Genomic DNA, 13,248 nt, shown 5'->3' on the forward strand with positions numbered 1-13,248 from the left:
GGGTCTCTCAGTCGTGCTGCGGGAAGCCCAGGTTCAGGCCGCCGTGGGACGGGTCGAGCCAGCGCGAGGTCACCGCCTTCTCGCGGGTGAAGAACGCGAAGCCCTGGGGGCCGTAGGCCTTCGCATCGCCGAACAACGACGCCTTCCAGCCGCCGAACGAGTGGTACGCGACGGGCACCGGGATCGGGACGTTCACGCCGACCATGCCGACGCTGACCTCGCGCTGGAACCGGCGCGCGGCGCCGCCGTCGTTCGTGAAGATCGCCGTGCCGTTGCCGTACGGGCTCGCCTCGATGAGGGCGAGACCCTCCTCGTACCCGGCGACGCGCACGACCGACAGCACCGGGCCGAAGATCTCGTCGGTGTAGACCGCGGACGAGGTCGGCACCTTGTCGATGAGCGTCGGGCCGAGCCAGAACCCGTCACCGTCGGCATCCGGCACCACGTCGCGCCCGTCGACGACGATGTCGGCGCCGTCGGCCTCGGCCACGCCGAGGTAGCCGGCCACCTTGTCGCGGTGCTCGCGGGTGATGAGCGGGCCCATGTCGCAGCCGCGCGTCCCGTCGCCGGTGCGGAGGGTCGCGACCCGCTCGGCGATCTTCGCGACGAGCGTGTCGGCGATCGACTCGGTCGCGAGCAGCACCGAGATGGCCATGCACCGCTCCCCCGCCGAGCCGAAGCCGGCATTGACGGCGGCGTCGGCGGCGAGATCGAGGTCGGCATCCGGAAGGACCAGCATGTGGTTCTTCGCACCGCCGAGCGCCTGCACCCGCTTGCCCTGCGCGCTCGCGCGCTCGTAGATGTAGCGCGCGATGGGCGTCGACCCGACGAAGGAGACCGCACCGACGGACGGGTGGTCGAGGATGGCGTCGACGGCCTCCTTGTCGCCGTGGACGACGTTCAGCACACCCGCCGGCAGCCCGGCCTCGGCGAGCGCGCGAGCGATCCAGTCCGACGCGGTCGGGTCCTTCTCGCTGGGCTTCAGGACGACCGTGTTCCCGGCGACGAGCGCGATCGGCAGGAACCACAGCGGCACCATCGCGGGGAAGTTGAACGGGCTGATGACCCCGACGACGCCCACCGGCTGCTTGACGGAGTAGACGTCGACGCCGGTCGACACGTTCTCGGAGTACTCGCCCTTCAGCAGGTGCGAGGCGCCGCAGGCGAACTCGACGACCTCGAGCCCGCGGGCGATCTCGCCGAGCGCGTCGGAGAGGACCTTGCCGTGCTCCGCCGTGAGGATCGCGGCGAGCTCGTCCTTCCGCGCGTTGAGGATCTCGCGGAACGAGAACATCACGCCCTGCCGCTTGGCGAGGCTCGCGTCGCGCCAGGCGGGGAGCGCCGCGGCCGCCCGCTCGACCGCGACGCCGATGTCGGCGGTGCTCGCGAGGCGGACCTGTCCGCTCACACGGCCGGTGGCGGGGTTGTGGATCGGGCCGGTGCGGTCCGAGTCACCGCTCCACGCGGCGCCGTCGACCCAGTGATCGAGCACGGGGGCAGAAGTCTGTTCGGTCATGGTTCCTCCGAAGAAGTCGTGCGGGTCAGAGCGCGGCGAATGCCGCGTCGTAGATCTCGAGCGCCTGTCGCACCTCGTCGTCGGTGACGACGCAGGGCGGGACGACGTGGATGCGGTTGTCGGCGGCGAAGGGCAGGAGCCCCCGCGCCATGAGGTCCTTCTTCAGCGCGCCGATGACGGCGGGCGCCACGGGCTCCCGGGTCGCGGGGTCGGCGACGAGCTCGAGGGCCCAGAACACCCCTTCACCGCGGACCTCGCCGATGATCGCGTGTCGCTCGGCCAGGGCGCGCAGTCCCGGCCCGAGGGCGTTCTCGCCGATGCGACGGGCGTGCTCGACGATCCCCTCGGCCTGCATCGCGTCGAGCGCTGCGACCACGGATGCCGCAGCGAGGGGATGCCCCGAGTAGGTCAGCCCGCCGGGGAACACGCGCTCGTCGAACGTCGCCGCGATGGCATCGGAGATGATGACCCCGCCGATGGGGATGTACCCGGAGTTCACCCCCTTCGCGAACGTGATGAGGTCGGGGACGACACCGTGCCCCTCGAACGCGAACCACCGTCCGGTGCGGCCGAACCCGCTCATGACCTCGTCCAGGATCAGCACGATGCCGAACTCGTCGGCCAGCGCCCGCACGCCCGCGAGGTAGCCCGGCGGGGGGATCATGATGCCCGCCGTGCCGGGCACCGACTCGAGCAGGATCGCCGCGATCGAGGTGGGACCTTCCGCCTCGATGACGCGCCGCAGGTGGTGGAGGGCCCGCTCGCACTCCTCCTCGGGCGTGGTCGCCCAGAACTCCGACCGGTACAGGTACGGGCCGAAGACGTGCACGTGACCGCGGGCGTACTCGTTCGGGATGCGGCGCCAGTCCCCGGTCGCGACGATCGCCGCCCCCGTGTTGCCGTGGTAGCTGCGGTACCGCGAGAGCACCTTGTCGCGCCCGGTGTGCAGGCGCGCCATCCGGATCGCGTTCTCGTTCGCGTCCGCGCCGCCGTTCGTGAAGAACACCTTCGAGAACCCCTCCGGCGCGAGATCCACGATCCGCTTCGCGGCCTCGCCGCGGGCGAGGTGGGCCGTCGAGGGCGCGACGGTCGTCAGGAGGTCTGCCTGCGCCTTGATGGCGTCGACGACGGCCGGATGCTGGTGGCCGATGTTCACGTTGACGAGCTGGCTCGAGAAGTCGAGCAGACGCGTGCCGGTGTGGTCCCAGACGGTCGATCCGGACCCGCCCGCGAGCGGGAACGGGTCGATCAGTGTCTGCGCGGACCAGGAATGGAAGACGTGCGCGCGATCGAGCTCGCGGGTGCGGGTGTCGAGGTCGTCGGAAACCATCGGGTGCTCCAGGGGGTGAAGGACGGTCCCGGGTGCCCGGGGACCCCCGGGACCGTCACTGCGGTGCTGTTACTGTCCGCCCTCGGTGAGGGTGACGTCGATCGGCGTGTACCCGCCGTCGACGCTGACACCCTCATCCTCGAGCTCGGCGAGGGCCTTCTCGATGTACTCGTTCGAGAACGCGGATGCCGGGGGCTCGGCGGTGATGAGGTTCATGCCGTCCTGGTTGACCGCCGCGAGCGCGCCGTCGACGGTCTGGTCCCACTTGTCCTGCTCGACGGTGCCGAAGGGCGCATCGGTCCAGATGAGCTTGTTGACCTCGTTGAGCTGCCACAGCTGGTGCACCGGGCCGACGGGGAAGGCCGCTTCGGCGTTGGAGGCGACGTCCCACACGAGGTCCGCCGACTCCTCGACGTTGTCCCGCGCGTACAGCCATCCCTTGGTGACCGCCTTGAGGAAGCGGACCGCCGCGTCGGCGTAGGCCGGGTCCTCCTCGAGCCGCTGGGTGTCGGCCCAGATGGCGTCCTGCAGCATGGCCCCCTCGGTGTCCTCGTACGAGACGACGTCGAGGTCGTCGAGGGTGTAGAGCTCACCGGTGTCGGGGTTCACGACCTCGAGCACCTGGGCGAGCTCGTTGTAGGTCATCGCCTGCGCGGCATCCACATCGCCGTCGAGCAGGGCGTTCATCGAGAAGTCCTGCGTCGTGATCGAGACCGTCGACGAGTCGACCCCGTCGGCGGCCATCGCGGCGAAGATCTCCCACTCGTTGCCGAAGCCCCAGGATCCGATCCGCTTGCCCTCGAAGTCGCCGACGCTCGTGATGCCGTCGCCCTTCCACGAGACCTGCGTCGTGCCCGAGCGCTGGAAGACCTGCGCGATGTCGGTGAGTTCGACGCCGGACGATTCGATCGTGCCGAGGACCTTCGGCACCCACGCGACGGCGAAGTCGACGTCGCCGGCGGCGAGGGCGTCCTGGGGGATGATGTCGCCGCCCGAGGGCAGGATCTCGACGTTGTCGAACCCCTCGTCCTCGAAGTAGCCCATCTCCTGGGCGACGTAGTAGCCCGCGAACTGCGTCTGCGGCAGCCACTGCAGCTGCAGGCTGATGTCGGTGATCGGCTCGAAGTCCTCGTCGCCGCCGGCGGGGGTGGTGCTCGTGGTGCCCGCGCACGCGGACAGGGCGAGTGCGGCGGCGGTCACGGTCGTGACGACCGCGAACCGGCGTCGGGTGCTGTGTCGCATGGTGTTCCTTTCGGGTGTTCGGATGATGCGGGTGATGCGGTGGAGCTGACCGGGCCGACGGACGTCAGACCGGCCTCCGCCTGGTCACGGCGCGCTCGAGGAGCACGGTGACGAGGAAGAAGATGAGACCGACGGCGACGGCCGCGCCGACGTAGGTCCACGCGACGGCGGCGTTGCCGGTCTTCGCGTAGCTGGCGATCGCGGTACCGAGGCCGTCGGTCGGGCCGCCGAAGTACTCGGCGACGAGGGCCGAGATGACCGCGACGGAGCTCGCGATCCGGACGCCGGTCACGAGGTAGGGCACGGCGACGGGGAGTGTCAGCTTGCGGAACTGCTGCCCGCCCGTGGCGGCGTACGCCAGGAAGAGGTCGCGCTGGACCGGACGCGACTGTCGGAGGCCCCGCAGGACGTTCACGAAGACGGGGACGAAGGCGGCGATCGCCGCGACGATCTGCCGGCCGGACTGCGCCGACGCGCCGAACATCGTGTTGAGCAGCGGCGTGAGCGCGACGATGGGGACCACCGCGATGGCGGCGACGAGTGGCGCGAGCATGCCGTCCGCCGGCCGCAGCCACGCCGCGAGCGCCGCCAACACGACGCCGAGAAGGGTGCCGAGCACCAGCCCCACGAGGGTGTTGCCGCCGGTGACGAGCGCGTCCTCGCCCACGACCGCCGCGATCCGCACTGCCGTCTCGGCGACGTCGGCGGGCGCGGGGATCAGCGAGAGCCTGCCGATCTTCACACCCGACAGCACCTGCCAGAGCAGGAGCAGCAGGATGCCGGTGGCCACCGGCGCGGCGATGCGGGAGATCCGCTGGGTCGTCGTCACGGTGCCGTCACCGCTCGTTCGCGCGAGCGACCGGGGTGCCGTGGAGTGCCTCGCGCACCTCGGTCACCTTCTCGAAGAACTCGGGCGACTCGCGCAGCAGGTCGGGTCGTTCGGTGCCGAACGGGACGGTGACGACGTCGGTGATCCGACCGGGCCGGGGCGACATGACGACGACCCGGTCCGACAGGTACACCGCCTCGGGGATCGAGTGGGTCACGAAGACGACCGCGGCGCCGGTCTCGCCGGCGATGCGGGTGAGCTCGGTCTGCATCCGCTCCCGCGTCATCTCGTCGAGTGCGCCGAACGGCTCGTCCATGAGCAGCAGCTTCGGTCGCGTCGCGAGGGCGCGGGCGATGGCGACGCGCTGCTGCATGCCGCCCGACAGCTCGTCCGGGTATCGGCCGCCGAAGTCCGTGAGCCCGACCATCTCCGCCAACTCCGCCGCGCGGGCGCGGCGCTCCGCCTTGCCGACCCCGTGCAGTTCGAGCGGCAGCACGATGTTCTCCAGCACCGTGCGCCAGGGCAGCAGTCCCGCCTGCTGGAAGGCGATGCCGTAGTCCTGGTCGAGGCGCGCCTGCTTCGGCGTCTTGCCGAAGACGTCGAGCGCGCCCGCCGTCGGCTGGTCGAGGTCGGCGATCAGCCGCATGAGCGTCGACTTGCCGCATCCGGACGGACCGATCAGCGACACGAACTCGCCCGCGGCGATCTCGAGGTCGACACCGGTGAGGGCGTGCACCTCGGTTGTGCGGCGGCCGCCGAAGGTGCGGCCGACACCGGTGGCGCGAACGGCGATCTCGCTCATGCGGGGATTCCTCTCGGGTGAGGGCGGTGTGGTCATGCGGATGCCTCGCCCCGGCGGTAGCGGTGCAGCGTCGCCGCGAGCAGCGCGACGACGCCGGCGACGATGAGGCCGAGCAGCACGGCGCCGAAGATCGGCCCCCACGGCAGGGCCGGGTCGGCCGAGGACGATTGGGCGGCCTGCAGCAGCATTCGCCCGAGGCCTCCGCGCATGCCGATCGAGACCTCGGCCACGACGACGCCGACGACGGCGTTCGCGGCGGCCAAGCGGACCGCGGGGATGAGGTACGGCACGGCCGAGGGGAACTGCAGCGCCCGGAGGGTCTGCCCGTACCCGGCCGCGTAGCTGCGCATCAGGTCGAGGTGGATCGCGTCGGGCGACGACAGCCCCTTGAGCGCTCCGATCGAGACGGGGAAGAAGGCGAGGTACGACGCGATGATCGCGACCGAGAGCCACTCCGGCCACGGGAGGCCGGCGCGATCGATCTGCGACCCGATCCGGGCGACGAGCGGGGCGAACGCGATGAGCGGGACCGTCTGCGACACCACGATCCAGGGCAGCAGGCCCCGCTCGACGATGCGCCAGCGCTGCATCAGCAGCGCGAACGCCACGCCGACCACGACGCCGATGATCCAGCCGACCAGGGCGATGCCGAGGGTCACGAGTCCCGCCCCGGCCACCGTCGCCCACAGGGGCGGCGTGTCGGCGCCGCTCGTGGGGTCGAACAGCCGCGCGACCATGTCGGCGACGTGCGGCATCGCGCGGTCGTGGGTGCGCGGCAGGACCCGCAGCCCCTCGTCGCCGCCGATCACGACGCCGTCGGCGGGACCGAGCCACTTGTACGCCTCCCACAGCGCGACGAGGGCGAGGACGCCGAGGGCACCCCACCCCCATGCGACTGCGGAGCGGCGGGTCATGACTTGGCCGTGATGTGCTCGGAGAGGGCGGGGATCACCGTCTCGCCGTACACCCGCATCGTCTCCTCCTTGTTGTCGTGCTGGAGGTAGCCGGCGAACTGGGTGACGCCGAGGGCGCGGAGCTGCTCGAGCTTGGCGATGTGCTCCTCAGCGGTGCCGAGCAGGCAGAACCGGTCGACGATCTCGTCGGGGACGAAGTCCACGTGGTCGTTGTCGCTCTTGCCGTGCGAGTTGTAGTCGTACCCGGTGCGGCCCGCGATGTAATCGGTCAGCGCCTGCGGCACGTCACCCTCGGTGCCGTACTTCGACACGATGTCGGCGACGTGGTTGCCGACCATTCCGCCGAACCAGCGGCACTGGTCGCGCATGTGCTCCCGGTCCTCGCCGATGTACATCGGGGCAGCGACGCAGAAGGCGATCGAGTCGGGGTCGCGTCCGGCGGCCTCGGCGGCATCCCGGACGACCTTGATCATCCACGCCGCGATGTCGACGTCGGCCAGCTGCAGGATGAAGCCGTCGCCCACCTCGCCGGTGAGCTGCAGCGCCATCGGGCCGTACGCGGCGACCCACACATCGAGTTCGGAGCCACGGCTCCAGGGGAACTGGAGCGTGGCGCCCTTGTACTCGACGGCGCGGGAGTTGCCGAGCTCGCGGATGACGTGGATGGATTCGCGGAGCTCCCGCATCGTGACCGGCTTGCCGTTGGTCACCCGCACCGCCGAGTCGCCTCGGCCGATGCCGCAGATGGTGCGGTTGCCGTACATCTCGTTGAGCGTCGCGAACACGGATGCCGTGACCGTCCAGTCGCGGGTGGCCGGGTTCGTGACGAACGGCCCGACCGTGATGCGCTTGGTCGCGTTGAGGATGGCCGAGTGGACGACGTAGGGCTCCTCCCACAGGAGGTGCGAGTCGAAGGTCCAGACGTGGCTGAAGCCGTGGGCCTCGGCGAGTGCGGACAGCTGCACGGTGCGCGAGGCGGGCGGGTTCGTCTGCAGGACGACGCCGAAGTCCATGGATGCTCTCTTTCGGGGTTCGGGTCAGATGAGGTACTGGCTGAGGCCGCGCTTGACGTAGCGACCGTCGCCCTTGCGACCGAGGTAGGCACCGTCGTCGACGATGACCTTGCCCCGCGAGAGCACGGTGTCGACGTGACCGTCGATCTCGAAGCCCTCCCACGCGGAGTGGTCCATGTTCATGTGGTGGGTCTTCTCGTAGCCGATCGAGGTGTGCCCGTTGGGGTCGTAGATCACGACGTCACCGTCGGCGCCCGGGGCGATGACGCCCTTCTTGCCGTACATGCCGAACATGCGCGCGGGCGTCGTGCTCGTGAGTTCGACCCAGCGCTCGAGGGTGATCTCGCCCGTCACGACGCCCTGGTACATGAGGTCGATGCGGTGCTCGACCGACCCGATGCCGTTCGGGATCGAGCGGAAGTCGCCCCGGCCGAGCTCCTTCTGGTCCTTCATGCAGAACGGGCAGTGGTCGGTGGAGACCATCTGGAGGTCGTTCGTGCGCAGCGCCTGCCACATGTGGTCCTGGTGCCCCTCGGCACGGGAGCGCAGCGGCGTCGAGCACACGTACTTCGCGCCCTCGAACGCCCCCCACTCCTCGCTGCGCGCACCCAGGTGCTCTTCCAGCGACAGGTAGAGGTATTGCGGGCACGTCTCACCGAAGACGTTCTGCCCCTTGTCGCGTGCCCACGCGAGCTGCTCGACCGCCTGCTTCGCACTGACGTGCACGACGTAGAGCGGCGCGCCGGTGATGTTCGACAGCATGATCGCGCGGTGGGTCGCCTCCTCCTCCGCCTGCCACACCCGGGCCTTGCCGTGGAAGAAGGGGTCGGTGCTGCCGGCGCGCACGAGCTGCTCGGCGAGGACGTCGATGACGGGGCCGTTCTCGGCGTGCATCATCGTGAGCAGCCCGGTGTCGGCCGAGACCTGCATGGCCTTCAGGATCTGCGCGTCGTCGGCGTAGAAGACCCCCGGGTAGGCCATGAACATCTTGAAGCTCGTGATGCCCTCGTCGATCAGTGTCGGCAGCGCGGCGAGCGAGTGCTCGTCGACCCCGCCGATGATCTGATGGAAGCCGTAGTCCACCGCGCACCCCCCCGCGGCGAGTGCGTGCCAGGCGGCGAGTCCGTCCTCGACGCGCTCGCCCTGCCGCTGCACCGCGAAGTCGACGATGGTGGTCGTCCCGCCCCATGCGGCGGCCCGCGTGCCCGTCTCGAACGTGTCGGACGCGCTCGTGCCGCCGAAGGGCAGCTGCATGTGCGTGTGGGCGTCGATGCCGCCGGGGATCACGTACTTCCCCGTCGCGTCGATGACGGTGTCGACGGATGCCGCCAGGTCGTGTCCGAGCAGGGTGGAGCCGGGCGTCAGCACGGCGACGATGGTCTCGCCGTCGATGAGGACGTCGGCGGGTCCGCGACCGGTCGACGAGACGACGGTGCCGCCGGTGATGAGGGTGGTGGGCATGACTCCTCCGGAGTGCGGTCGGCTTACGGGGCGACGATCTCGGCGTACGAGTCGGGACGGCGGTCTCGGTAGAACTGCCAGTCGTCGCGCATCTCGCGGACGAGGTCCATGTCGAGGTCGCGGATGAGGATCTCCTCGTCGGTGCCCGAGCCGAGCTCGCCGACGTAGTTGCCGCGCGGGTCGACGATCTGGCTCGTGCCGTAGAAGGTGACCGCCTCGTCGCCGTACTCGTTGTCCTCGCGGCCGACGCGGTTGGGGGCGAGGACGAAGTAGCCGTTCGCGACGGCGGCGGCGGGCTGCTCGACCTCCCACAGCCGGTTCGAGAGCCCCGGCTTGGTGGCGTTCGGGTTGAAGGCGAGGTGCGCGCCGTTCAACCCGAGCTCGCGCCACGCCTCGGGGAAGTGCCGGTCGTAGCAGATGATGACGCCGACCTTGCCGACCGCGGTGTCGAAGACGGGGTAGCCGATGTTGCCCGGCCGGAAGTAGAACTTCTCCCAGAACTTCTCCACGTGGGGGATGTGGTGCTTGCGGTACGAGCCGAGGATCGTGCCGTCGGCATCCACCACCACCGCGGTGTTGTAGTACACACCGGTCTGCGCCTCTTCGTAGATGGGGAGGACCATGACCATGCCGAGCTCCTTCGCGAGCGCCGCGAAGCGCTGCACGATGGGGCCGTCGACGGGCTCGGCGTAGCGGTAGTACTTCTTCTCCTGCGTGATGCCGAAGTAGGGGCCGTAGAACAGCTCCTGGAAGCAGATGACCTGCGCGCCCTGGGCTGCCGCCTCCCGCGCGAACTGCTCGTGCTTGTCGAGCATCGACTCCTTGTCGCCGGTCCACGTCGTCTGCGTGATCGCCGCTCTCACCGTTGCCATCTCGGCCTTCCTTCCCTCGGTTCTGTTACTGTCCTGCTTGAACATTTCCCGACAGTTTCCGAGTGTGTCGCGGCCGTTAATCCTCCGGACACCTCGCGCACCCGAGGAGACGGATGCTTCGTCCCGAATCGCTCGAGACCCGCACGCCGCTCGGCATGGCCGGTGAGATCGCCCGACTCGTCGCGGACGGCTCGCTCGAGCCGGGCGAGCGCCTGCCGACCGTGCGCGAGATGTCGGCCGCACTCGGCGTCTCCGCCGGGACCGTCGCCGCCGCGTGGCGCGCCCTCTCGGATGCGGGCACGATCGTCTCGCGCGGCCGGGCCGGCAGCTTCGTGCGGACCGAACCGCGCGAGTGGCTGAGTCCGCGCGTGCAGGGACTGGCCGGCGGCGCGCAGCCCGTGCGCCTCGACCTCTCGCACGGCACACCCGATCCGACGATGCTCCCCGCGTTGGAGGGCGCCTTCTCGCGGGTCGCCCCGCGCGCGGACACCGGGCGCTATCACGACCTGCCGGTGCTCCCCGAGCTGCACGCCCACATCGCCGAGACCTGGCCCGCACCCGGCGTCGAGACGTTCACCGTCGTCGACGGCGCGCTCGACGGCATCTCGCGGACGCTCGAGCAGGTCGTGCGCTTCGGCGATCGCGTGGCGATCGAGTCGCCCGGGTTCCCGTACTTCTTCGACCTGCTCGAAGCGCTCGGCGCCGAGCCGATCCCGCTCACCCTCGACCGGGACGGCGTCACCCCGGGGTCGCTCTCCCGGGCACTCGCGCGCAAACCCGCCGCGATCGTCGTGCAGCCCCGTGCGCAGAACCCGACCGGCATCTCGATGACGGTCGAACGCGCCCGCGTGCTCGCGCAGCTCATCATGCACGCGCCCGACGGCCGTCGCGTGACGGTCGTGGAGGACGACCACTCCGCCCTCATCTGCTCCGCACCCGATGTGACCCTCGCCCGGTGGATCCCGGGTCAGGTCGTGCACGTGCGGAGCTTCTCGAAGTCGCACGGGCCCGACCTCCGCATCGCCGCGCTCGGCGGACCCGCCCGCGTCGTGGAACGCCTCATCGCGCGCCGGATGCTCGGCCCCGGGTGGACCTCCCGGCTCCTGCAGACCGTGCTCCTCGGCCTGCTGACCGACCCGGGGTCCGTCGCGCGCGTGCGGACGGCCAGGCTCATCTACCGCGACCGCCTCGATCGGATGGCGACCGCGCTCCGCAAGCTCGGGGTCGATGTCGGCGACCCCGACGGCATCAACCTGTGGCTGCCGGTGGTCGACGAGCGGGCCGCGCGGATGCGGCTGGCCGCCTCGGGCATCGCCGTCTCAGCCGGTGTGCCCTACCGCGCCCCCGGGGACGAGACGATGGCGCCGCACGTGCGGGTGACCGCCGGTGTCGTCACCGCGAACGTCCGTCTCGTCGCCGAGGCTCTCGCCGAGGCCGCAGAGGCGCCGCCGCTGCCGTAGGCGCCAGCGGCGCCGTGTTGCCCCGGGCGACTCACAGTCCCGCGGCCGCGAGCGCGGCGACGGCGAGCGCGCGGGTGCGCGCGGCATCCGCCATCCAGAGGGGCTCGACCCGGGCGTGCACGCCGAGCGCTTCGACTTCCGCCGCGGCGGCGGCGTCCTCTTCGGCGACAAGCCACGTGTCGAGCAGGCCGCCGTTCGAGCGGGCGCCGTAGTGGCCCGCGACCCCCGCCGCGGTGCACGGCACACCGGCCACCCGCAGGCAGACGTCGGCCATTCCCCGCACCGGGGCGTCGCCGATGATGGGCGAGACCCCGACGACGGGAGCGGATGCCTCGCGCACGGCATCGCCGAGGCCGGGGACGGCGACCACGGGGCCGATCGACACGATCGGGTTGGACGGAGCGAGAAGGATCGCGTCCGCCGCCGCGATCGCCTCGAGGACGCCCGGTGCCGGGACGGATGCCTCGACGCCTGGGTTCTCGAAGCGGACCGGTTCGAGCGAGGCGCGGTGGCGGGTCCACCACTCCTGGAAGTGCATCCGCCCGGCCTCCACCACCACGTGGGTGTCGACCTCGGCGTCGGTCATCGGCAGGAGGGTCGCCCGGAGGTCCCATCGGGACTGCAGACGCGCGACGGCCTCGCTCGGCGTCTTCCCCTCGCGCAGCCACGACGTCCGTGCGATGTGGGCGCCGAGGTCGAGGTCGCCGAGCTCGAACCAGTCCCAGCCGACCCGCCAGGCGCGAAGCTCGTCGGAGACCCGACGGGAGTCGTCCGCGCGCCCCCACCCTCTGGTCCGGTCCTTCACCCCGGCGAGGGCGTACAGCATCGAGTCGACGTCCGGCTGCAGCCGCAGGCCGCTCAGCCACAGGTCGTCGCCGGTGTTGCACACGACGGTGAGCTCGCCGCCGCGGGCGCGCAGTTCGTCGCGCAGGCCCACGGCGAAGGTGGAGCCGCCGACGCCGCCGGCGAGCAGGACGACACGGGGCGGGGTGCGGGCGGTCACTCCCCCAGCGTACGGTCGCCGTATCCTGGGCCGATGCCCGCCGCCCCCGCTCCCGCCGCGCTCACCGTCTGGCCCCTGACGGGGATCGGCGAGATCGTCCCCGGCACCGACCTGGTCGACGAGATCGTCCGGGCGGCCGGCGGCACGCTGGCGCACGGCGACATCCTCGTCGTCACCAGCAAGATCGTCTCGAAGGCCGAGGGGCGCTATCGCCCCGAGGCCGACCGCGACGCGGCCGTCGCCGAGGAGACCGTTCGCGTCGTCGCCGAGAACGAGGCGGGGACGGTCCGCATCGTCGAGAGCCGCCTCGGCATCGTCGCCGCCGCCGCGGGCGTCGACGCCAGCAACACCCCCGACGGGCTCATCCTGCTGCTGCCCGAAGACCCGGACGCCTCCGCACGGGTGCTGGCGGCCGGTATCCGGGAGCGCACCGGCGCCACGATCGGCGTCATCGTCTCGGACACGCTCGGGCGCGCGTGGCGCGAGGGGCAGACGGACTGCGCGATCGGCGCCGCAGGTGTGGTCGTCATCGAGGACCTACGGGGAGGGACGGATGCCTCGGGTCGCCCGCTCGCCGTCACACTGCCGTGCGTCGCCGACGAGATCGCGGGGGCGGGCGACCTCGTCAAGCGCAAGTCGAGCGGGATGCCGGTGGCCGTCGTCCGCGGTCGCGCCGACCTCGTGGGCGGCCTCGACCTGCCGGGTGCCCGGTCGATCGTCCGCCCGGCCGAGCGCGACCTCTTCGGCGAGGGCACGCGCGAGGCGTACGCGCGCGGCGTCGCCGACGCATCCGGGGGATAACCCGA

The 13,248-nt window shown here is 71.1% G+C and carries 12 protein-coding genes; 2 read left to right on the forward strand and 10 right to left on the reverse strand.

Annotated elements, in window-relative coordinates; translation table 11 throughout:
• Nucleotides 1-7: 7 nt before the first annotated feature.
• The 9 genes from KZX17_RS01550 to KZX17_RS01590 form a co-directional block, all read right to left on the reverse strand.
• Nucleotides 8-1,516, reverse strand: coding sequence for a CoA-acylating methylmalonate-semialdehyde dehydrogenase (locus KZX17_RS01550; RefSeq protein WP_248171249.1), 1,509 nt, complete (start codon nucleotides 1,514-1,516; stop codon nucleotides 8-10).
• A gap of 25 nt (nucleotides 1,517-1,541) precedes the next feature.
• Entirely contained in the window at nucleotides 1,542-2,846 is a 1,305-nt protein-coding gene (locus tag KZX17_RS01555; protein WP_248171247.1) for an aspartate aminotransferase family protein, read from the reverse strand.
• Nucleotides 2,847-2,915: 69 nt separating this feature from the next.
• Nucleotides 2,916-4,088, reverse strand: a complete 1,173-nt coding sequence (locus KZX17_RS01560; protein WP_248171246.1) for an ABC transporter substrate-binding protein — start codon at nucleotides 4,086-4,088, stop codon at nucleotides 2,916-2,918.
• Between the two features lie 64 nt (nucleotides 4,089-4,152).
• The gene (locus KZX17_RS01565) at nucleotides 4,153-4,917 is read right to left on the reverse strand and encodes an ABC transporter permease subunit (RefSeq protein WP_248171245.1); all 765 of its coding nucleotides are present in this window, start codon (nucleotides 4,915-4,917) and stop codon (nucleotides 4,153-4,155) included.
• Nucleotides 4,918-4,924: 7 nt separating this feature from the next.
• Entirely contained in the window at nucleotides 4,925-5,755 is an 831-nt protein-coding gene (locus KZX17_RS01570) for an ABC transporter ATP-binding protein (protein WP_374107914.1), read from the reverse strand.
• Nucleotides 5,752-6,633, reverse strand: a complete 882-nt coding sequence (locus tag KZX17_RS01575) for an ABC transporter permease (RefSeq protein ID WP_248171243.1) — start codon at nucleotides 6,631-6,633, stop codon at nucleotides 5,752-5,754. Before KZX17_RS01575 ends, KZX17_RS01570 begins: the two co-directional genes overlap by 4 nt.
• Nucleotides 6,630-7,646, reverse strand: coding sequence for a TIGR03842 family LLM class F420-dependent oxidoreductase (locus KZX17_RS01580; protein ID WP_248171242.1), 1,017 nt, complete (start codon nucleotides 7,644-7,646; stop codon nucleotides 6,630-6,632). Before KZX17_RS01580 ends, KZX17_RS01575 begins: the two co-directional genes overlap by 4 nt.
• 24 nt (nucleotides 7,647-7,670) lie before the next feature.
• Entirely contained in the window at nucleotides 7,671-9,107 is a 1,437-nt protein-coding gene (hydA, locus tag KZX17_RS01585) for a dihydropyrimidinase (RefSeq protein WP_248171241.1), read from the reverse strand.
• Nucleotides 9,108-9,130: 23 nt separating this feature from the next.
• The gene (locus KZX17_RS01590; protein ID WP_248171239.1) at nucleotides 9,131-9,979 is read right to left on the reverse strand and encodes a nitrilase-related carbon-nitrogen hydrolase; all 849 of its coding nucleotides are present in this window, start codon (nucleotides 9,977-9,979) and stop codon (nucleotides 9,131-9,133) included.
• A 113-nt stretch (nucleotides 9,980-10,092) separates the two neighbouring features.
• Here KZX17_RS01590 and KZX17_RS01595 point away from each other — a divergent pair, with 113 nt between their 5' ends.
• Nucleotides 10,093-11,439: an aminotransferase class I/II-fold pyridoxal phosphate-dependent enzyme gene (locus tag KZX17_RS01595; RefSeq protein ID WP_248171238.1), complete on the forward strand. Its 1,347-nt coding sequence runs from the start codon at nucleotides 10,093-10,095 to the stop codon at nucleotides 11,437-11,439.
• A gap of 31 nt (nucleotides 11,440-11,470) precedes the next feature.
• Here the strand turns inward: KZX17_RS01595 and cofD are convergent, their stop codons facing one another.
• Nucleotides 11,471-12,442, reverse strand: a complete 972-nt coding sequence (gene cofD / locus KZX17_RS01600; RefSeq protein ID WP_248171230.1) for a 2-phospho-L-lactate transferase — start codon at nucleotides 12,440-12,442, stop codon at nucleotides 11,471-11,473.
• A 33-nt stretch (nucleotides 12,443-12,475) separates the two neighbouring features.
• On the opposite strand from cofD, the gene cofE reads away from it, so the two are divergent.
• Entirely contained in the window at nucleotides 12,476-13,243 is a 768-nt protein-coding gene (cofE, locus tag KZX17_RS01605; RefSeq protein ID WP_248171227.1) for a coenzyme F420-0:L-glutamate ligase, read from the forward strand.
• Nucleotides 13,244-13,248 lie beyond the last annotated feature (5 nt).

Source organism: Microbacterium sp. EYE_78 (assembly GCF_023149035.1).
Lineage (GTDB): Bacteria > Actinomycetota > Actinomycetes > Actinomycetales > Microbacteriaceae > Microbacterium.